The organism is Pedobacter africanus (assembly GCF_040548825.1).
GTDB lineage: Bacteria > Bacteroidota > Bacteroidia > Sphingobacteriales > Sphingobacteriaceae > Pedobacter > Pedobacter africanus_A.
In genome coordinates, this window is the sequence record NZ_JBEPSL010000005.1 from 364306 (window position 1) to 384218 (window position 19913).

Here is a 19913-nt window from a genome sequence, read left to right on the forward strand (position 1 = left end):
AAAATTAACGGACCTCAGGTCAATCGGGGTCTGTTGAATGTCAATTTACTGTTCCATCAGGCCAATTGTTCCGCCTACCCAGTCAAAATCCTGATTGTACCTCACTCCAATCATTTTACCCCGGCTTAGTCTGGCCAGGTTAATGCATAACCTGGGTTCTTCGCCATCGGGCCAGAGGTACATGAGCCTGACCTCCACTTTTACCCCTCCATCAGGAGCTTGTACCACCGGTTCATACACTACCTTTTTCTGCAGGACCCAGTTTTCAGGATCGGGAATGCCGTGAATGTCGGAGGCTTTTACATCTATGATTACACCCATCCCAGCAAAAGAGAACAAGGGTTTCAACACATAGTTTTCCAGATCGGGGGGAATGGTCTTTAAGGTGTTCAGAAAAATGGTTTCCGGTAAAAACCGGCTTTTCAGGAAAGGCATGGTATATTTACTGATCCTGTAAAACCAGTTGGGGTGGGTAATCCATTCTATATCCAGTTCTGCTCTTGGGTCAAAACTTTCCTTAAACAGGTCGGTCTGATCGGCGATCTCATCAAAGATCAGTCGGTTATATATTCTCCTTAACCTTATCTTTTGCCCTCCCTCCTGGTAAAACAACTGATTACCTTCTTTAAAGATATCGGTGAGGCTCAGTATTTTTATGCCCAGAAATGCTTGTGTGATATAAAAATCTATAGCCGTTTTCTGGTTGGGGGCATCCAGGTCCATCAGCGCCACTTCATGGGGCTGGTAAGGGCCCAGGATTACTTTTTTCAGCAGGTCTATGTATTTACCTTCATCCATTCCCTCAAAATAGGGCGTTAAATTTTCAGGCAGTTCAAATGTCTTTTTATAGGTTTTCCCTAAAACCGCCTGGAACCCATATAACGAAGGGAAGCCCTGCATTTCTATCAGCTTAGGCAGGAGGGCGCCCTGTTCATCTTTGCAGATCCCGAAATCGAAGGTCAGGAAATGTGGGTGTCCGTTTTCTCCGGGCACGTTCCATTGTGCCGGAATGGCGGCTTGAGTCAGTGCGATGAAATCGGGCCCCTTAATCAGGTTAATGATGTCTTCCCCGGCAGCAATCAGTTGTTTTTTTAAGGACGCCGGGATAAAAACAGGTGTCTCTGCTACACGGAAAGGAATTTTTGTATGGCCTTCCTGCAGGGCAAGGAGCAGTTTCCGGTACTTTTCTTCGGAAAAGGAAGCATTGAACTGTTTTCTGTACTGTGCGATCATATCAGGCCTCCTGTAAGGTGTTGATGGCCTCATTTAAAAAATTAGGCAGTACAATGCGCTGTGTTAAGGCAATCCGCATCGGGTCGTCCAGGCTATGGAGCATATCGTTATATTTTTGCTCACCATGATTTTCAATGATGACTTTCTTTTTATCTTCCTGCAACAGGTAGGTTTTCATGCCCAGAGGGTCAGCTTCCGGATGAAACTGGGTGCCTACAATCTCTTTGGTAAAGCGTATGGACATCACGCAGCGTTCGAGATCAACATGCGGGCGTTCTTTTTCCAGGGCCAGTACGCTGGCTTCGGCGGCGCAGAACAAAGCATCGTCGGGGTTGGTAACCTGCCAGTCGCGGCTGTCCACTGTATAAAAGGGGTTGGGCAATCCGTCAAATAAGGTGTCTTCTTCCCCTTCTTCCGTCAGAAAAACAGGGAAAATGCCAAAAGCCGTGGAGCGCCTTCTGATCACCCGGCCCAATCCGAATTTCCGGCAGGCCATCTGGAAAGAATGGCAGATTAAAAAAACGTGTTTTTTTAGCTGTGCGTTACCTTTATTAAAGGTCACAATATCATCCAGCAGCTTAAAGAAGTCATTTTCCCATTGCTGGCCTTCGCCATCGTAGGGACTACCAGGACCACCACTTGAAATATAGATGTCGTAATCCAGACCGGGTATTTCGCCTTTTTGTCTTAAATCAAACAGATCAAAAGATAAATCCACTTCCATTTCCTCCCTGTAACGCAGCAAGACTTCCTGTATCCCTCGCATCCCCTGGTTGGTAACCCCGTTATTCATGTCAATAACAGCTACCTTAATCTTATTTCTGTCGGTCATAACCACTACTTAGCCCCAATCAATGTTTGTGTAGTAATGTAGTCTACTACGGCCTCAAAGTTACCAAATTGTTCGTAAACAGACAATTGCCGGTCGGCCCCTGTTCCGTTTTCCAATATTTTCGTTACATAATTGATCTCGTTGCGGCAGCCCAGATCGTCTACCACATCGTCTACAAAGTCGAGCAGCTCCAAAACCAGGTTGCGGCAGTTCACTTCCATTTCCTTGCCAAAATCAATCAGGTTGCCGTCGATGCCATAGCGTGCAGCCCGCCATTTATTTTCGTTAATGAGTGCCCTGGAGTAACTGATGAACTTCATGTTCTGCAGGCGCAGTTTGTACAATTTGGCACATAAAGCCTGGAAGAGGGCCACAAAGGCCATAGTTTCATCGATCAGCATCGGGCAGTCGCAGATCCTGAACTCTATGGTCTCAAAAAATGGATGTACCCTGATGTCCCACCAGATCTTTTTGGCATTGTCGATGCTGTTGGTTTTAATGAGTAGTTTTACGTAGTTGTCGTAATCTTCAATGCTGTTGAAAATATCGGGGATGCCTGTTCTCGGAAATTTGTCAAACACCTTGGTACGAAAGGATTTATAGCCGGTATTCCTGCCCTCCCAGAAAGGAGAGTTGGTAGACAGCGCAAATACGTGGGGTAAAAAGTAACGCACCTGGTTGGCAATGTGTATGGCCAGCTCACGCGATTGAAAACCCACATGTACATGCAGGCCAAAGATCAGGTTAGAACGGGCTGCCTCCTGAAGTTCATTTACAATTTCGCTGTAGCGCGGGTGTTCAGTGATCAGCTGTTTTTCCCAATGGGAAAAGGGATGTGTACCTGCGGCACCGATCCTCAGGCCAAGCTCCCCGGCCAGCTGCGAAACGGTATAACGCAACTGTGAAATTTCTTCCCGGGCCTGCGTTGTATTTCTGCAGATACCAGTGCCCACTTCCACAACGGCCTGGTGCATTTCGGCCTTTACCTGGTCTTTATGTATTTTTTGTGCTGCCTCCACTATTTTCTGATCGTGTGAGGTCAGTTCCCTGGTCACAGGGTCTATCACCATATATTCTTCCTCGATCCCGAGTGTAAAATCGTTCATCATGTTTTTCCTTCCTAATGGTACCCGTTCTTATTTTTTAGCTGCAGTCTTTTTAGGTTTTAGTGCTGCTTCTTTTTTGGCCGTATTGCTCTTTGCCGCAGCAGGTTTAGCCGGCACTTTTTTTACCGTAGGTTTGCCAATTAGCGGTAAGCCTGTCGCGCCGGTTTTGATGTACTCGCCCCAGGTCAGGTTATCTCGGCCATCTACCTGCGCTTTTGCTCTTTCAATGGCGTACTTTGCACTGGTTTCTACTACCCAGTCAAAATTTTCCTGTCCAACGCTGGCTACGTCGGCATCCGGGGCCGGGTTGCAGAAATCTATGGCATACGGAATCCCGTCGCGCACGGCAAATTCTACGGTATTGAAATCGTAACCCAGGTACTGGTTCAGCTTCAGCACATAATTTTCGATGGTTTGCAGCAGCTTTTTACTGGAAGGAGGAGTGTCTACCACGTAACGCAGGTGAAAAGGGTTGCGGGGTTCGTACTGCATGATGCGTACATATTTCCCGCCGATGCAATAGCAGCGGAAGTATTCCTCAAAAATAATCTCTTCCTGCAGCATCATTACCGTTTGTTTGGTCTGACTGTGCTTGTCGAAAAAGTCCTCCTTATCGTTTAACTTGTATACTTCTTTCCAGCCGCCGCCATCAAAAGGCTTCATATAGGCCGGGAAACCGGTATACTGAAAAATCGCCTCCCAGTCTAACGGGAATACCAGGTTACTGAACGACTGGTCTGAGGTATCATCCGGTTGTTCGTAAGAAGGGATCAATGCTGTTTTTGGAACCGGTACGCCCAGTTTTTCTGCAAGGGCATTGTTGAAAAATTTCTCATCGGCACTCCACCAGAAGGGGTTATTGATAACAGCCGTTCCGGTAATGGCCGCGTTTTTCATCGCCGCGCGATAAAAAGGAACATCTTGTGAAATACGGTCGATAATGACCGCATAATTTAAAGGTTCGGCCTGGAAGATCTTGTCGATGCTGACAAATTCGGCCTGGAATTCCTTTCCTCCGATCTGGTTCACACGTTTTACAAAAGCTTCCGGAAAAGATCTTTCCTTTCCAAATAAAATTCCAATTTTCTTCATCTTTCAGTTTGTTTTTCAAGGGTATATACTCAGTTCAGGGATGTCGGTTGACAGGGTTTTTTTATGGTAATTGACTTAAATATTGAGGTAGCATTTGTCGCCATATCGGCCAGTCGTGGTCTGCATTCTGCCTGATGTCCAGCCAGTGATGAATTCCCTTGCCGGTCAGGATCTGAGACATGCGTTCATTGTCTGCACGGCACATATCCCGGTCTGTTGTGCCCAGAATGATCTTCATTTGCCAGAGTTCGGGGTTATTGTCATTTGGTACAAAATCTACGGGGTTGTTAAAATAGACGTCATCGTTATAAAAGCCGTCAAGCTGTCCTTTTATGTCGAACGCACCACTCATGCTGAACAGGTGGCTCACAAGCCAGGGGTGCCTGAAAGCAAAGTTGGCCGCATGATACCCGCCAAAACTGCAGCCGGCGGCAATGATTTTTGCATGCCCGGTTTCCTGTCGCATTAGGGCGGAAACTTCTTCAAGCAACAATTTATCATACCAGATGTGGTTTTTTACCCTGTCGGCCGGATGGATATCCTTGTTGTACCAGCTCATGCGGTCTATACTGTCTGCACAATAAACCTTGATTTTGCCTTCGTCTATGAACCAGCGGATGGAATCTATCATTCCAAAATCCTTGTTCTCAAAATACCGGCCCATGCTGGTAGGAAACAACAATATTGGGTAGCCGCTATGCCCAAAAGCGAGGAGTTCAAAATCGGCGTTCAGATTGTGACTATACCACTTTTTATATGCTTCTTCCATAGCGCACAGATTAGATGCTTTAAGTTAGACAAACAATTTGTTAAAGACCAAACAATAATTGCATTTATTCACCTTAATTTACTTTTTTGCAAAAAGCACTGAACCGCTTAAGTATTTTTTACAGAGATTATTACCTTTGCGAATTATTTGTGAGAAAGGGGAATCGCTGAATTATGTATACCGTCATGTTACTTCCGGAAGTTGTAAAAACTGAACATATTTTAAAGTCTGCCTACCTGAAAAGGGAAGTAGCGCTGGAAATCTTTATTCCGGAGAACCTGCTGGGCAATGAGCAGCTGAATCTGCTGTTGCTGAACGACGGTCAGGATACAGAGGCACTTCAGCTACAGGAAACATTGAACGGACTTTACCGTAATTTTAAGATTGAACCGCTTGTGGTGGTTGCCATCAAAGCAGGCACAGATCGCCTGCAGGAGTATGGTGTGGCCGGTAAACCCGATTTTATGGGCCGGGGAAGCAAAGCCGGAGCTTATACCGATTTTATCATCAAAGAACTCGTGCCATTTGTACAGGCTGAAGTTGAAATGCCGATCAATGGCAAACGGGCCTTTGCCGGCTGCTCATTGGGTGGGCTTACCGCTTTTGATATTGCCTGGAACAACGACAATTACTTTGATGCTGTAGGTGTTTTTTCGGGATCTTTCTGGTGGCGGAAAAAAGACCTGAAAGATGGTTACACCGATAACGACCGTATTCTGCACGAAAGTATAGCAGAAACAACTACAAAACCTGAACTGAAATTCTGGTTAATGACCGGAACTGAGGATGAGCAGGCGGACCGGAACAGGAACTTTATTATTGATTCTATTGATGATACGGTTGATGTCATCAAGGAACTCCTGAAAAAAGGCTATGAGCGGCCACATGACATCTGCTATTACGAAATGGTTGGGGGCAAACATGAAGTGCCTACCTGGGCAAAGGCGATGCCTGCGTTTTTATGCTGGGCGTTTGGCCGGAAAATTACACCTATAGATTAATTTCTGCATAAAAACTTAACACCCGGCTTAAGCTAATTGCTTGATATGTCGATAATAAACCCTATCTTTGCGCGAAAAATCAGACGCATTTTATGCAAAAAATTAGAAATATAGCAATCATAGCCCACGTTGACCACGGTAAAACTACACTGGTTGATAAGATCTTACACTCTTGTTCAATCTTCCGTGATAACGAACAATCCGGGGATTTAATACTTGACAACAACGATCTGGAACGTGAGCGTGGTATCACCATCGTTTCAAAAAACGTTTCGGTTAAATATAAGGATGTTAAAATCAATATCATTGATACACCTGGTCACGCCGACTTCGGTGGTGAGGTAGAACGGGTATTGAAAATGGCCGATGGCGTACTCTTATTGTGTGATGCTTTTGAAGGAGCAATGCCTCAAACCCGTTTCGTAACGCAAAAAGCATTGGCTCTAGGCTTGAAACCGATTGTGGTTGTAAATAAGGTAGATAAAGAAAACTGTCGCCCAGAAGAGGTTTATGAGCAAATCTTTGAATTGTTCTTTAACCTTGAGGCTACCGAAGATCAACTGGATTTCCCGGTAATTTATGGTTCATCTAAACAAGGATGGATGAGCACGGACTGGAAAGTGCCTACTACAGATATTTTTGCGCTTTTGGACGCAGTTGTAGAAAGCATTCCTGCTGCACCAACCAATGACGGTACTTTGCAGATGCAGATCACCTCACTGGATTATTCTTCTTTCGTTGGCCGTATTGCTATCGGTCGAGTACATCGGGGAAGCATTAAGGAAAACCAGCCGGTTACCCTGATCAAACGCGATGGAAAGATTGTAAAATCGAGGGTAAAAGAATTATACACCTTTGAAGGTCTTGGAAAAATCCGCACTACAGAGGTTAAATCTGGTGATATCTGCGCTGTAGTAGGTATTGAAGGATTTGATATTGGCGATACGATTGCTGATTTTGACGCTCCGGAGCAACTGCCGGTAATCAAAATTGATGAGCCGACGATGAACATGCTGTTCACCATCAATAACTCTCCTTTCTTTGGTAAGGAAGGTAAATTCGTGACTTCACAACGTGTGAAAGAACGTTTGTACAAAGAGATGGAAAAAAACCTGGCGTTGAAAGTAGTTGAAACTGAATCGCCTGATGCTTATCTGGTCTATGGAAGGGGTATCCTGCATTTGTCAGTCCTGATTGAGACCATGCGCCGTGAGGGGTATGAAATTCAGGTTGGTCAGCCACAGGTTATTGTGAAGGAAATTGACGGTAAAAAATGTGAGCCTGTTGAAACCCTGATTGTGGATGTTCCGGGGGAAGTTGCCGGTAAAGTGATTGAGCTGGTAACACAACGTAAAGGTGAGTTGCTGATTATGGAGCCAAAAGGAGATCTGCAGCACCTGGAGTTTGAGATTCCTTCACGCGGTATCATTGGTTTAAGAAATAACGTACTTACAGCAACTGCTGGAGAAGCCATTATGGCACATCGTTTCAAAGCTTATGAACCATGGAAAGGAACTATCCCGGGCAGATTAAACGGTGTTCTTGTATCTATGGAAAAAGGTAATACCACGGCCTATTCCATTGACAAATTACAGGATCGCGGACGTTTCTTCGTTGATCCGGGAGTGGATATTTATGAGGGGCAGATCCTTGGTGAACACATTCGTGATAATGATTTGGTGATCAATGTAGTTAAAGGTAAAGCACTGACCAATATGCGTGCTTCGGGAAGTGACGACAATACCCGTATTGCTCCGGCTATTAAATTCTCACTGGAAGAGGCCATGGAGTACATCCAGGCTGATGAATACATAGAGGTAACACCGGTAAGCATGCGTTTGCGCAAAATCTATTTGACAGAGAACGAACGTAAAGTCAATGCTAAGAAATTTCAATAATTAGCATTGTTGCTTTGAAAATAGAAAACCTGTAAGCATTTTGTTTACAGGTTTTTTTATGGGATTAATCGTTAGTTTTACGGTGGCGAACAAAATACACCGCCAGATTGGCCGCAATAATGATATGGTTGATCAGGTTGGGCACCAGCCCGTAATACCTGGTAAATATGCGGAAGCGTTCTTTTAAGCTAGCCAGGTGTTTTTTCTTGGAAATGCCGCCTACCAGGTATTTGGCCACATACATATGGGTGTTTACAATGCTGGAAGCATTTTTTGCGGCTCTGATGATCCAGTCTATATCCGAACTGTACTTATATTTCAGATTAAAGGCTCCGGCGATACTCCTTTTTACATAGATGGCCTGGTGGCTGATGCTCATGCCATATTTAAAGCTTTTCCAGTTGAAATGCTCGGGGGCACAATGGCGTCTCTGGCCCAGGCTTTGCCATTGTTCGTCGAACATTTCAGTTTCGCCGTAATAGATATCGGCTGATGCGGCGCTTTCGAATACTTCTTTAACGGTTTCTGGGGCGTACAGCTCGTCACCAGAATTCATGAACAGGACATAGTCGCCCGTTGCGAGCCGAAGCCCCTTGTTCATGGCATCGTAAATGCCTTTGTCGGGCTCGGAAATGAACTGGGCCAGTCTGGATTTATAATTATAAATGATGTCTTTTGTGCCGTCGGTTGATGCGCCATCAATGATGATGTATTCTATATTCGGGTAGGTCTGGTTAAGTACGGAACGCATGGTACGTTCTATATCTTTTGCATTATTATAGACGATGGTGATGACGCTTAACTTTGGTTGCATGGGCTTGGACAATGATTATTTGGGTTGGAGGTCGAGAAGCGAGTGGTACAATAGCTGATGCTTTTCGGCAATAACGGCCTCAGAGAACTGGGTCAGGATGGTCCTTCGCGCTTCTTTCTGAATATCAGGAGCGTTCTCGTCGTGATATAGCCATTCTATTCCTGTGGCCAGGTCTGCGGCCGACTGGTATTCGGCCAGGTACCCGTTTTCGAGGTGTTTTACCATATCGGGGATGCCACCTGTTTTAAATGCAACTACAGGCGTAGCGCAGGCCAGGCTTTCCATAACGGTATTTGGGAGGTTATCTTCCAGTGAGGGCGCGATGAACACATCGGCGGCTGAATAGCATTTGGCCAGGTGCTCATCGTTGTTAATGTTGCCTAAAAAGGTGGTTTTGAAAGGGAATTCGGGTACTTCAGCATGGTCTTTATTGCCGAAGATGACAAGTTCTATATTTTCTTTTACAATGCCGGGTCTTGTGGCCAGGTCGTTCAGGGCATCAATAAGATAGGAGGTGCCTTTGTGCTTGTCGTTTTTTGAGGCCATAAAGCCGCTCATCATAACAAATTTATCAGGGTGAATCTTCAGTATTTTTTTTGCCTCTGCTTTTACATAGGGCTTAAATACATTGGTTTCGATGGTGTTGGGGATTACGGTGACTTCCCTGAAACCCATAAGGCTGCTTATTTTTACCGATTTTGCCATCCAGTTGCTTGGGGCAACGATGTGGCAGTTGAGTTCGGAATAGGCTTTCTTTTTACGCAGCCAGGTTTTATGGGAAAGGTCATTTTTTCCGCTGAACCTGAGCAGGGGGCAGGACCCGCATTCTTTATGGTAGTTCTCGCAGGAGTAGCGTACATGGCAGCCGCCGGTAAAAGCATTGCTGTCGTGAAAGGTCCATACCACAGGCTTTTCGAGCTCGTCCAGTTCTGCCAGGAATTTTGGAGAGAGGAAGCCATGGTTGATCCAGTGCAGGTGTATGATGTCGGCCGATTTAACTTCAGGATGATGAACAACCGAGCGCCCGAACCACTGCAGGGAAAAGGGTGTTTTCAGTGCTTTTGAAAATGCTTTTGAGAGATAACGTTCGGCCAGGATATGAAAAATAGCCCATGCTTTTTGAAATGGATTTTTACTGAAGGTGCCTGTTTTATTGCTGGGTTTGAACTGGAAATATACCAGTACTTGCGATGAAGTCCCTGCGGCATTCAGGGCGTCACTTAAACGCAGGCAGGCGCGTCCGGCACCGCCGTTACCTTCGTATGTATTTAAGTGGACTACTTTCAATTTATCAAATTTAAGGATTATTCTGGAAGAATAACGATTATATTAGAGGGCATAAAATCATAAATTCATGTCATTTGAGTGGGGATATTCGCCCAAAGTTGAAAAATTTATACCGCTGGGGGATTTTCCTGCAGACAGGTACCTGATTATTGCCCGGCAAGCCATAGAAAACCTGGGTTGGAAATTGAGCCATTTGTCTGCTTCAGGCATCATTGCCTATACAGGTTTGTCTGTTCAATCGTACAGCGAGGAAATTTCCATCCGCATTATTTCAAATTTTGCTGTTTTTAAGAGCGAATGTATAGGGGTGCAGCTGCTGTTTACAGATTATGGTAAGAACCAGCAGAACCTGGATAAGTTTTTTCATGAATTTGAATATGTAGAATACCACCTGAAAGACATCTGGGAGGAGCGTTTGCAGGATTTCCATGCGCATATTGCCCAACATGACGATTCCTACCTGGATCAGGCACCCTTAAAGGCCAAGAACAGGATAAAGAATGTACTTTATCTTTTCTATCCGCAGAAAGATTACCTGGTAACACCGGTTATAATGATTCTGAATATTTTCCTCTGGCTGGCCAAGCTTTTCACAATTGTGGGAATGTCGGCTGTTTTTCATGCCCAACTGGCCGACAGGAGCTTAAGGGGAATGGATATATTGATGAAAGTAAATTATTATTTTGGGGTTAACTCGAGGTGGCTGACTTTAGATGGGCAGTGGTGGCGTTTACTGAGCAGTCAGTTTTTTCACTTTTCGCTGGCGCACCTTTTCTTTAATATGTATGCGCTGGTGTATATCGGCCTGATGATAGAGAACAAACTTGGCAGTGTAAAAACGCTGTTTATTTACCTTTTGAGTGGGACTTGCGGCGCGCTGCTTAGTGTTTATAGTCACGAACTGGGTTTTCTAGCAGGTGCTTCAGGAGCTATAATGGGCATGTTTGGCGCCTTTTTGGCCCTTTTGCTAAGTCAGGCCTTTGAAAAGACAGCCAACAAGGCCTTGCTGATCAGTACGCTGATCCTGGTGGCCTACATGTTGCTGAGCGGATTTATAGGCGAAAACCGGATAGACAATGCCGCACACCTGGGCGGACTGGTTTCGGGTTTCGTAATGGGTTATTTGCTGTATAATCAAGAGATATTGGGTGGTGTTGTTCCGGCACCCTACCGGTTTGGGTTGTCGGGTGTCCTGGTGCTTGTTTTCGGACTGGTTATTTTTAAAATTTCACCCCAGTACCAGGTGGATGAGTATGCTAGGCTGAAATACGATTTCAATGTGAACGATAGTAAGTTTGGCCAGGTATATCAGATAGAACGTGACATGCCGGTAGAGCAAAAATTGAAAATGGTAAAGCAGCATGGAATTGAGGTTTGGGAAAGGAACATTCGAATTACCCGGGAAATGGACAAACTGGTGCTGCTGGAAAAAGATGAGTTGGACAAGAAGTACCGCAAGGCTATTGCAAAAGCTGCGCATGAAGCAGTTTTGCTGCTATATGAAGATTATAAAGATGGAAACCTGAACAATAGAGATCGGATACAGGTCAAGATGAATGAGGTCGGCAGGCTGAAATCAAAGTTGCAGGCCATCCATGGCGAAGGTTTCGCTGATGCAGTGGTAGAAGAATAAAGCTAGCTGTTTAAGTGCTGGTGGATGTAACGCTTTAACCTTTGCCATAAGCTCCCTTTTCGGTGTGCCAGGAAATTTTTTATTGCGGCGTAGGCTTCGGGGTTTTCCCTGATCTCTTCCGGAAAGGAGGTGATGGGTTTGGGATTGATGATGACATTGTAGATTTCATTGATTCCGGAATGGACCCCTGTACCATCGTGTCCGATATTGTTAATGAGCGAACTGGAAGGGTTTAGGGTGAGCCCTCCTTTCAGGAAGATAGACGCATACCATCTGATGGCCCAGGAATTATTTTTTCCGTTTTTAAATTCTTTGACCTGTTTCCAGAAATTCATTTTATGACCGATAGAGAAATCGGCGATTTTACGTTTGTCGAATTGGCTGATGAGCACGTCGATATTGGGCTCGAAATGCTGCCAGGCCCTGTCCCAGGTTGCCCAGCCCCAGCTGCCGGCGGCACGGTAAAAAAAAGTCTGTGGTAAATGGTCGGTGTTGAGCGGATACATGTAAGCGCAGATGTGCATGACCTGTTCCTGATCGTGGTAACGTGTCAGGGCATCGTTAAAATAGGTTAGCGTATGGGGTGAGGAAATGAGGTCGTCTTCAAAAACAATGACGTTGCCGTAGTCGTTAATCAGCTGGGTAACCCCGTCGATGATTGAATTTGCCAGTCCCATGTTCTGGCTGCGGGTGATGATCTTTACCGATTTAAAGCCTTCGGTTTCCCGGATGATCGTACGGACATCATTTACAGCGGCCTCATCTTTTGCGGATTTGGGCGCATCGGAATAAATAAACAGGCGGCTTTCTCTTGCCAGGTCGTTCTGTTTAAGGAAAGAGAGTGTGCGGCGGGTGTGTTCTGGTCTGTTGTAAACGAACAGGGCTATGGGTGCTGGATTTTGCATTAAAACAAAATTATATGGGGTAAAGTTAAAAAAGATTACCTTCGGTTATAGAAATAAGAACAAGAATGATTGAGGAAAAATATGCTTTAGGGAAGGCCATTTATGGTGATGATTTTAATATTGACCAGATCAAAGCATGGTATGATGAAGAAAGTGAGGCTTATGCCGACCTGGGAAGTAAGGAAAAAGATACTTACGATTATAGTTACCATAAAATTAACCGTTTGCACGGGTTTAAATATTTGCCGGAAAAGCAGTTTGAGCGCGGCTTGGCCTTTGGTGCTGCCTGGGGGCATGAGATCCTTCCTATAGCAGACCGGATTACGGAGCTGCACATTATAGAACCTTCCGACCACATGCGGTCGGAGCAGATCGGGAATTTAAAGCCGGTATACAGTAAACCTACAGTAGAAGGTGCGATCCACTACCCTGATGGTCACTTCGACCTGGTGACCTGTCTGGGAGTAATCCATCATATTCCGAATGTCTCTTTTGTGATCAGCGAACTGTGCCGGGTAACCAAAGCGGGTGGTTATATTTTACTGAGAGAGCCTGTTATTTCTATGGGCGATTGGACTGTTCCCAGAAAGGGGCTTACCCGCAATGAAAGGGGCATCCCGCTACCTATTTTCAGGAAGATACTTGCAGAGCAGAATGTGGAGGTGGTAAATGAGGCACTCTGTTTTTGCATGAGTTCTTTTTTTCAGCGTTTTTGGAGCAGGTTTTCGAGCAGGCCGGTATATACGCTGGATACTTACCTTTGGTTTGATAAATGGATGTCTAGGCTGACGGAAGGTAACCTGCACTACCATGCAACCAGCAAATTACAGCGGATTGCAGGTCAGAGTGTATACTATGTGCTGAAAAAGAAATAATCATATACCCAGACAGTTTTCACTGCGGTAAAAGACCGAGGTTGCTTTAGGGTAGAAAAGACCAGGTGAAATGCCGCTGAAAGAGAGTTCTTTAAATTGATGGGCTTTAAAGAACTGTCGCGCCTCTTCATATTCCTTACGCTCTGAGTCGTCCAATACCACTACGCCGGCAGGTGTAAGGGCACTGATGCTGTTTTTGCAGCAGTTTACCCTGTCGCGGCCATCCACTATAATGATGTCGAATTTTTCATCTAGCAGACTGGCTTTTTTGCTGTATTCACCGCCACGTTCCAGCTTAGTAAAGATCATTTCTGCATTCTGCGCCTTGCTGTCCACAATTTTATGGTACCAGCTTTCGTCATGTTCTACCGAGACTACCCGGCTTACATGTTTGGCATAGAACAGGGTAGAGCTTCCGGATCCATATTCGAATATTGTCTGGGTTTTATTTAAGCGGGTTTTTATGAAGTCAATAAATGAGTAGGTTACCCAGGGTATGGGTTGCCCGTCTTTGTCAACGGCAGCATGCTGTTCAAAGGCATTGAACCATCCTATATTTTCGAGGTACCCTTTGTGATTGAAGGATAACAATGCTTTAAGCCTTTTTGGCTTGGTAATGAGGGTTGCTAGTGCTTTTAAGTTGCTCAACGTTTAAATATTTTTTGAAATGCAGTCAGCAAAAATAGGGATTTTAACATCATTATTCCCTGTCCACGCAATTTTGGTACCAGTAATATAGAGAAGGTGGATACGAAATAGGAGATCAATGTGGCTATTGCGGCCCCCAGGCCTCCCATGTGCGGGATGAGCCAGAGGTTAAGGAGTACGTTGAGTATAGCCCCAATAGTGGTCCTGACAAATGTGAACTTGTTAAAGTTTTCGGCAATCATATACTGGGTGTTGGCCGTGCCCAGGAAAACAAAGATGCCCGACCATACGTGTATGGCGAGTATGGGTGCTGCGCCGGCATATTCTTTGTTAAATAACCCATAGATCACAGGCGCGGCTATGGTAACCCCGAGGGCGAACAGCATACTGAACCACACCATGATGTCGTACAGGTTCTGTAGTCTTTTCTGGTAGCGTGCAGGGTCATCGCGCCGGGCATTCAGGATGGCCGGGAAGAGCGAAGAAACGATAATGGTTGGCACGAAGTACCAGGCGGAACTGAAAGTAACGGCAGTGGTGTATAAACCCTGGGCGTCCGGGCCAACCATTTCATGAAGCATGAGCTGGTCAATATACATGTACAGGGATACCATTAAACCAGAAATGATGAGCGGCCATGAGAAAGACATCAGGCGTTTGGCCAGTATGCGGTCAAATTTCCATTGCCCAATACTTCTTCCTTTTCTGTTGTAAACGATGAGGTAGCCTATTGCCAGCGTGAGGAAATCGAAAATAGACGCATATACGAACCAAATTAACGCACAATTGCCGAAGATCAGCACCAGTTTTATAATCGCGGCAAGCAGTGTGGCGGCAATTTGTACCTGCATGATGTATTTAGACTGGACTTCTGACTGGAAATAGGAATCAATGATATTGAAGGACTGAAAAAGGCCGGTGAAGGAAAGAATCAGCACATAAATATAAGGGGTTTTTTCCAGGTCGTGTAACTGCCAGGCGATATAGATTACGGGAATGCAAAGCAGGCCGGCCATGACTTTCATCGCAAAGGCGGTACCCAAAATGCGGTCGCGCTCTTTAGGATAAGCGTGCAGTTCCTTTACCGTAAACTGGTCGAGCCCCAGAGAGGCCACAGCTGCAAAAAGCGCAACATATACGATGGCCCCGTTTAATATCCCATAATTAAAGGCCCCAAGGTGATTGGCAATCTGTATACCGACCAGCATTTTTATGACCAGGCTTCCGATTTTTCCAAACATGAGCATGCCGGTATTTTTCAGGTACTTGTTGAATGCTGTTTGATCAAAGCCTTTAATGGCGGGAAATTTCATGCCTGCAAAGATGCAAATTAAAAATGATGGAGCAGTTCTTCCAGGTTATTGATCTGCCATTCCACATCTCCGGGTTTTTCTTTGTTCAGTGGGTTGAAATAGATTGCTTTTATCCCAAAGTCCTGTGCCCCTCTGATGTCGGCCTCCAGGCTATCGCCGATCATGATGCATTCATGCTTTCGTGCCCCGGCCTTATTCAGGGCATATTCAAAAATGGCTTTGTGTGGCTTATTTATACCTACATCTTCAGAGATAATCACATTCCGGAAATAGGGGTTCAAACCCGAAACATTCATTTTGGTAAGGGTAGTCTCTTTGAAACCGTTGGAAATGATGTGGAGGCTATATTTTTTATAGAGGTAGCCCAATACCTCTTCAGAGCCTCTGAACAGGTGCGTTTTGGTGGGGCTAATCCTTACATAGTCTTCTTCAAACTGTGTCGGGATCTGGTCGGGCGGTACTCCCAACTGTCTGAAGGTTTTGTTGAACCTTTGTGACCGCAGCTGTTCTTTGCTGATCCTGCCTACATGGTACTCTGCCCAAAGCCGATGGTTGTTTTCTGTATAAGTTGCAATGAATTCCTCACAGGAACTGAGGCCAACTTTTTGGAGCTGGTACAGTTCATAGAGTTCCTTTAGCGTTTCCTGGGCATTGCGGTCAAAATCCCAGATGGTATGGTCTAAATCAAAAAAAATATGCCTGATCATTCTTTACGTTTTCGGGGAGTGGGGGGCTATATTTTTGGTCCATAGGCCAGGTCCCCGGCATCTCCCAATCCGGGCACAATGTACGATTTACTGGTCATTTCTTCATCAATTGCGCCCATCCATAATTTTGCTTTGGGCAGGTTTGCCCTTACATGCCTGATGCCTTCGGAACTGGCGATGGCCGATACGATGTGCAGTTCTTTGATCGGGTAACTGCGCATGAGCTCTTTACAGCAAAGTACCATGCTCATACCGGTAGCCAACATGGGGTCCGCCATGATCACGATCCTGTCGCTGAGGTCTGGCGCAGAGACATATTCGAGTGCGATTTCGAAGCTACCGCTTTTGTGAACTTTTCTAAATGCTGCCAGGAATGCGGATTCGGCCCTGTCGAAGATATTCAGCATGCCTTTGTGCAGGGGGATGCCTGCGCGGGTGATGGTGGCAAGTACCGGCTGCTCGGTCAGTTGAACTGTTTGTGCAATTCCCAATGGGGTTTGTGTTTCAGTTCTGGTATAGGAAAGGCTGCGGCTGATCTCCAGTGCAAAAAATTCACCTATACGTTCCATATTGAAGCGGAAGCGCATGGGATCTTTTTGAATGTTCTCATCTCTGATCTCAGCGATAAAAACATTTGCGATGGAATTGATTTTACTGAGTTCAAATATCATTACATAAAGATAAAAAATAAAAATGGCCATTTACGAGTTTAACACCGTCTAAAAGTTCATTTACCTGTAATAACAATGCTTCGGTGGTTTTGTTGTTAATCAGGCCCAGATCTGTGGCAGCAACAGGATGTATGGTTAGCCTGGTGGTTTGCTCCAGCTGAAGGTCGTACCATGGAAAGGGACTGCAGGTTCCGGCCCTGAATCCGGCTTGGTTGCTGTAATACATGCTGTAATCGTTTCCGATATTGTTTTTTATCAGCCTGATATAAGTCTTTGGCAGCTGCATCTGCGCATCGGAGTGATGGGCGGCATTAGCTGGCGAGATAAAGGTTTGCGGGGCTTTGATGAACCCTTCCTGCTGCATTTGTACGATAAGCTGGTGTACAAGGGCCAGTTTTTCCGGCTCATTTGTAGTGATCCTGCGGATCAGTGATTTGAAATAGCTGGCCGTACGGGCAATGGGATTGGTATTTTTTGCTGTATTTTCCGGGAGGACATATATGGGGTTAAAAGAGAATTCCCTGGGGCCAAAGGAGAGAGCGGGGAACTGTTTTAACAGAATGTTTTTAAGAAGCAGAGCCCAGCCGTCTATCACCGGAAATTTTAACAGGCCCAGGTGGTATTGCAGGCTTTGTGTGGATGTATAGGGGCTATTTTCCTGCGTTGATCGCAGGTATTCTTCGTACCTGCTGAGGAAATAGAAGGATGCGGCAAAAACATCGAAGGGCAATGTACTTTTTTCGACTGCGAAAGGTACTTTATTGTCGCCAAATGTAGTTGTGCGGATTTGCTGACTGGTTATTTTATGCTCGAACAGCAGGTTTGTGCTTTTAAAGAACAATTCGCCTCCGATAGGCTGGGAAGCGTAACAGAATTTAGGTAGCGCGGATTGCGTAAACTCTTCTATGTTTACGCTGAAACCTACCTCTGTTTTAAGGATGTCGTTAAATATAAAGTTGAAGATGTACTTTATGCGGGGCGTAAGCAGGGGTACGTAAATCAGAAGCTTCATGGGGAATAAATTTAGCATATTATTCTTTATATTTGATGTCCATCTCAGCTCATTAATCACATATACTTAGGAATGAAATTTAAAATTGTTTCAGATTATAAACCTACAGGAGATCAACCCACTGCCATTAAACAATTGGTTGAGGGTGTTAACGCCGAAGAGCATTACCAGACCCTGCTTGGGGTAACCGGTTCGGGTAAAACCTTTACCATTGCAAACGTAATCCAGCAAACGCAAAAGCCTACCCTGATCTTGAGCCATAACAAAACGCTGGCGGCCCAGCTGTATGGCGAGTTCAAACAGTTTTTTCCGGAAAATGCGGTAAACTACTTTGTTTCTTATTACGATTATTACCAGCCTGAGGCCTTTATTGCGAGCAGCAACACTTATATAGAAAAGGACTTAAGTATTAATGAGGAGATTGAAAAACTAAGGCTGCGGACAACTTCGGCATTGATGTCGGGCCGCAGGGATGTGATTGTGGTTTCTTCGATCTCCTGCATTTATGGTATGGGTAATCCTGAAGATTTTTCAAGGTCGGTATTCCGTTTTTCTGTGGGTACCCGGATTTCGAGGAATTCTTTTTTGCATAGCCTGGTAGAGATTTTATATGCCAGGACAACAAATGATTTTAAGCGGGGGACTTTCAGGGTAAAAGGCGATACTGTAGATATTTTTCCGGCTTACCTGGATACGGCCTACCGGATTTCATTTTTTGGTGATGATATTGAAGAACTCAGTGTGATTGATCCGGTTACAGGGAAAACGCTGGAAAAGCTGGAGGACATGGCTATTTATCCTGCAAACCTATTCGTGACCCCTAAGGAGCGGTTCAATTCATCGATTTGGGGAATACAGGAAGAGCTGGAAGTGCGTAAGAACCAGCTGATTGGTGATCGCCATCTGCTGGAGGCAAAGAGGCTGGAAGAGCGGGTGAACTTTGATATAGAAATGATGAAGGAGCTGGGTTATTGCTCTGGTATTGAAAATTATTCCCGGTTTTTCGATGGCCGGGCTCCGGGGATGCGTCCTTTCTGTTTATTGGATTATTTTCCGGAGGACTATCTGATGGTGATTGATGAAAGCCATGTTACTGTGCCTCAGATCAGGGCCATGTATGGTGGCGACCGGTCCAGGAAGATGTCCTTGGTGGAATATGGTTTTCGTTTGCCTTCGGCACTTGACAACAGGCCCCTTAATTTTGATGAGTTTGAGCGTCTGGCGCCGCAAACCATATATGTAAGTGCTACGCCTGCAGATTATGAATTGCAGAAATCGGAGGGGGTGGTGATTGAACAGGTGATCAGGCCTACTGGCCTGCTTGATCCGCTGATCGATGTGCGGCCGGCAATTAATCAGGTGGACGACTTGCTGGATGAGATTGATAAAACTATTAAACAAGGCGATAGGGTACTGGTGACCACGCTGACCAAACGTATGGCCGAGGAACTGACCAAATATATGGACCGGCTGAACATTAAATGCCGTTATATACACTCAGAGGTTAAGACATTGGAGCGGGTGGAAATTTTAAGAGGCTTGCGTTTGGGCGAATTTGATGTGCTGATCGGGATAAACCTGCTGCGGGAGGGCCTGGATTTGCCGGAGGTATCGCTGGTAGCCATTCTTGATGCGGATAAGGAAGGTTTCCTACGCTCGGACAGGGCGCTGATCCAGACCATTGGGCGCGCTGCGAGGAACGACAGAGGGAGGGTGATCATGTATGCAGACAGCATGACGGAATCTATGCAGCGTACCATTGAAGAGACCAACAGAAGAAGGGAGAAGCAGGTGGCTTATAACCTGGAACATGGCATCATCCCTAAAACAGTAGGAAAAAGCAGGGAAGCTATTCTGGAACAGACCTCGGTGCTGGACTTCTCGTCAGGCGAAAGCAAGCGGGCAAGGCCTTATGTAGAGGTGGATGAAGTAAGCATTGCGGCTGATCCTATTGTACAGTACATGACCAAGCCTGAAATGCAGAAATCTATAGACAAAACCCGGAAGGAGATGAGCAAGGCTGCGAAGGATATGGACTTTTTACTGGCTGCACGATTGCGGGACGAAATGTTTGCCATGGAAAAACTGTTTGAAGAAAGATTTGGGAAGTAGTATTT

General features: G+C 45.4%; 18 protein-coding genes. 5 read left to right on the top strand and 13 right to left on the bottom strand.

Features of this window, described 5'->3' with window-relative positions; genetic code table 11:
• Window positions 1-45: 45 nt before the first annotated feature.
• The 5 genes from ABIE26_RS23340 to ABIE26_RS23360 all read right to left on the bottom strand — a co-directional run bounded on the left by ABIE26_RS23340 (window position 46) and on the right by ABIE26_RS23360 (window position 5032).
• The gene (locus ABIE26_RS23340) at window positions 46-1266 is read right to left on the bottom strand and encodes a hypothetical protein (protein ID WP_310145839.1); all 1221 of its coding nucleotides are present in this window, start codon (window positions 1264-1266) and stop codon (window positions 46-48) included.
• On the bottom strand, window positions 1235-2065 hold the full coding sequence (locus ABIE26_RS23345) for a type 1 glutamine amidotransferase (protein WP_310145838.1): 831 nt from the start codon (window positions 2063-2065) through the stop codon (window positions 1235-1237). Before ABIE26_RS23345 ends, ABIE26_RS23340 begins: the two co-directional genes overlap by 32 nt.
• A gap of 5 nt (window positions 2066-2070) precedes the next feature.
• The gene (locus ABIE26_RS23350) at window positions 2071-3171 is read right to left on the bottom strand and encodes a carboxylate-amine ligase (protein WP_200815663.1); all 1101 of its coding nucleotides are present in this window, start codon (window positions 3169-3171) and stop codon (window positions 2071-2073) included.
• Window positions 3172-3201: 30 nt separating this feature from the next.
• Window positions 3202-4263: an ATP-grasp domain-containing protein gene (locus ABIE26_RS23355; RefSeq protein ID WP_310145837.1), complete on the bottom strand. Its 1062-nt coding sequence runs from the start codon at window positions 4261-4263 to the stop codon at window positions 3202-3204.
• A 61-nt stretch (window positions 4264-4324) separates the two neighbouring features.
• Window positions 4325-5032 carry an esterase family protein gene (locus ABIE26_RS23360; protein WP_310145836.1) on the bottom strand — a complete coding sequence of 236 codons (708 nt, stop codon included), beginning with the start codon at window positions 5030-5032 and terminating at the stop codon, window positions 4325-4327.
• Window positions 5033-5217: 185 nt separating this feature from the next.
• Between ABIE26_RS23360 and ABIE26_RS23365 the strand changes: the two genes are divergently transcribed.
• Both ABIE26_RS23365 and typA read left to right on the top strand, forming a co-directional pair.
• A complete protein-coding gene (locus tag ABIE26_RS23365; RefSeq protein ID WP_310145835.1) occupies window positions 5218-6033 on the top strand; it encodes an alpha/beta hydrolase in 816 nt (271 codons plus the stop codon).
• A 92-nt stretch (window positions 6034-6125) separates the two neighbouring features.
• Entirely contained in the window at window positions 6126-7931 is a 1806-nt protein-coding gene (typA, locus tag ABIE26_RS23370; protein ID WP_310145834.1) for a translational GTPase TypA, read from the top strand.
• Between the two features lie 64 nt (window positions 7932-7995).
• Here the strand turns inward: typA and ABIE26_RS23375 are convergent, their stop codons facing one another.
• A complete protein-coding gene (locus tag ABIE26_RS23375) occupies window positions 7996-8745 on the bottom strand; it encodes a glycosyltransferase family 2 protein (RefSeq protein ID WP_310145833.1) in 750 nt (249 codons plus the stop codon).
• Between the two features lie 15 nt (window positions 8746-8760).
• On the bottom strand, window positions 8761-10032 hold the full coding sequence (locus ABIE26_RS23380) for a glycosyltransferase family 4 protein (protein WP_310145832.1): 1272 nt from the start codon (window positions 10030-10032) through the stop codon (window positions 8761-8763).
• A gap of 67 nt (window positions 10033-10099) precedes the next feature.
• Between ABIE26_RS23380 and ABIE26_RS23385 the strand changes: the two genes are divergently transcribed.
• Window positions 10100-11665: a rhomboid family intramembrane serine protease gene (locus tag ABIE26_RS23385; RefSeq protein WP_310145831.1), complete on the top strand. Its 1566-nt coding sequence runs from the start codon at window positions 10100-10102 to the stop codon at window positions 11663-11665.
• Window positions 11666-11667: 2 nt separating this feature from the next.
• Here the strand turns inward: ABIE26_RS23385 and ABIE26_RS23390 are convergent, their stop codons facing one another.
• Window positions 11668-12570, bottom strand: coding sequence for a glycosyltransferase (locus ABIE26_RS23390; protein WP_310145830.1), 903 nt, complete (start codon window positions 12568-12570; stop codon window positions 11668-11670).
• 65 nt (window positions 12571-12635) lie between these two features.
• Here ABIE26_RS23390 and ABIE26_RS23395 point away from each other — a divergent pair, with 65 nt between their 5' ends.
• On the top strand, window positions 12636-13445 hold the full coding sequence (locus ABIE26_RS23395) for a class I SAM-dependent methyltransferase (protein ID WP_310145829.1): 810 nt from the start codon (window positions 12636-12638) through the stop codon (window positions 13443-13445).
• Here ABIE26_RS23395 and ABIE26_RS23400 read toward each other — a convergent pair whose 3' ends face one another.
• The 5 genes from ABIE26_RS23400 to ABIE26_RS23420 are packed head-to-tail and all read right to left on the bottom strand — an operon-like array spanning window position 13446 to window position 17796.
• Window positions 13446-14093 (bottom strand): FkbM family methyltransferase, encoded by a 648-nt coding sequence (locus tag ABIE26_RS23400; protein ID WP_310145828.1) that lies wholly within the window; start codon window positions 14091-14093, stop codon window positions 13446-13448. It lies immediately after the preceding gene.
• Window positions 14090-15406 (bottom strand): flippase, encoded by a 1317-nt coding sequence (locus ABIE26_RS23405; protein ID WP_310145827.1) that lies wholly within the window; start codon window positions 15404-15406, stop codon window positions 14090-14092. The genes ABIE26_RS23400 and ABIE26_RS23405 overlap by 4 nt, the downstream gene beginning before the upstream one ends.
• A 17-nt stretch (window positions 15407-15423) precedes the next feature.
• Window positions 15424-16113: a YjjG family noncanonical pyrimidine nucleotidase gene (locus ABIE26_RS23410; protein WP_310145826.1), complete on the bottom strand. Its 690-nt coding sequence runs from the start codon at window positions 16111-16113 to the stop codon at window positions 15424-15426.
• Between the two features lie 26 nt (window positions 16114-16139).
• Window positions 16140-16784: a uracil phosphoribosyltransferase gene (upp, locus tag ABIE26_RS23415; protein WP_310145825.1), complete on the bottom strand. Its 645-nt coding sequence runs from the start codon at window positions 16782-16784 to the stop codon at window positions 16140-16142.
• Window positions 16774-17796, bottom strand: a complete 1023-nt coding sequence (locus ABIE26_RS23420) for a DUF7033 domain-containing protein (protein ID WP_310145824.1) — start codon at window positions 17794-17796, stop codon at window positions 16774-16776. Before ABIE26_RS23420 ends, upp begins: the two co-directional genes overlap by 11 nt.
• Before the next feature lie 72 nt (window positions 17797-17868).
• On the opposite strand from ABIE26_RS23420, the gene uvrB reads away from it, so the two are divergent.
• A complete protein-coding gene (uvrB, locus tag ABIE26_RS23425) occupies window positions 17869-19908 on the top strand; it encodes an excinuclease ABC subunit UvrB (protein ID WP_310145823.1) in 2040 nt (679 codons plus the stop codon).
• Window positions 19909-19913: the final 5 nt, after the last annotated feature.

Bases quoted from the DNA above. Each gene is read 5' to 3' on its own strand.
- ABIE26_RS23350 (WP_200815663.1), bottom strand. From the start codon at position 3,171: ATGAACGATTTTACACTCGGGATCGAGGAAGAATATATGGTGATAGAC.
- ABIE26_RS23390 (WP_310145830.1), bottom strand. From the start codon at position 12,570: ATGCAAAATCCAGCACCCATAGCCCTGTTCGTTTACAACAGACCAGAA.
- ABIE26_RS23410 (WP_310145826.1), bottom strand. From the start codon at position 16,113: ATGATCAGGCATATTTTTTTTGATTTAGACCATACCATCTGGGATTTT.
- ABIE26_RS23340 (WP_310145839.1), bottom strand. From the start codon at position 1,266: ATGAGGCCATCAACACCTTACAGGAGGCCTGATATGATCGCACAGTAC.
- upp (WP_310145825.1), bottom strand. From the start codon at position 16,784: ATGATATTTGAACTCAGTAAAATCAATTCCATCGCAAATGTTTTTATC.
- ABIE26_RS23405 (WP_310145827.1), bottom strand. From the start codon at position 15,406: ATGAAATTTCCCGCCATTAAAGGCTTTGATCAAACAGCATTCAACAAG.
- ABIE26_RS23420 (WP_310145824.1), bottom strand. From the start codon at position 17,796: ATGAAGCTTCTGATTTACGTACCCCTGCTTACGCCCCGCATAAAGTAC.
- ABIE26_RS23360 (WP_310145836.1), bottom strand. From the start codon at position 5,032: ATGGAAGAAGCATATAAAAAGTGGTATAGTCACAATCTGAACGCCGAT.
- ABIE26_RS23385 (WP_310145831.1), top strand. From the start codon at position 10,100: ATGTCATTTGAGTGGGGATATTCGCCCAAAGTTGAAAAATTTATACCG.
- ABIE26_RS23365 (WP_310145835.1), top strand. From the start codon at position 5,218: ATGTTACTTCCGGAAGTTGTAAAAACTGAACATATTTTAAAGTCTGCC.
- uvrB (WP_310145823.1), top strand. From the start codon at position 17,869: ATGAAATTTAAAATTGTTTCAGATTATAAACCTACAGGAGATCAACCC.
- ABIE26_RS23375 (WP_310145833.1), bottom strand. From the start codon at position 8,745: ATGCAACCAAAGTTAAGCGTCATCACCATCGTCTATAATAATGCAAAA.
- ABIE26_RS23355 (WP_310145837.1), bottom strand. From the start codon at position 4,263: ATGAAGAAAATTGGAATTTTATTTGGAAAGGAAAGATCTTTTCCGGAA.
- ABIE26_RS23345 (WP_310145838.1), bottom strand. From the start codon at position 2,065: ATGACCGACAGAAATAAGATTAAGGTAGCTGTTATTGACATGAATAAC.
- typA (WP_310145834.1), top strand. From the start codon at position 6,126: ATGCAAAAAATTAGAAATATAGCAATCATAGCCCACGTTGACCACGGT.
- ABIE26_RS23395 (WP_310145829.1), top strand. From the start codon at position 12,636: ATGATTGAGGAAAAATATGCTTTAGGGAAGGCCATTTATGGTGATGAT.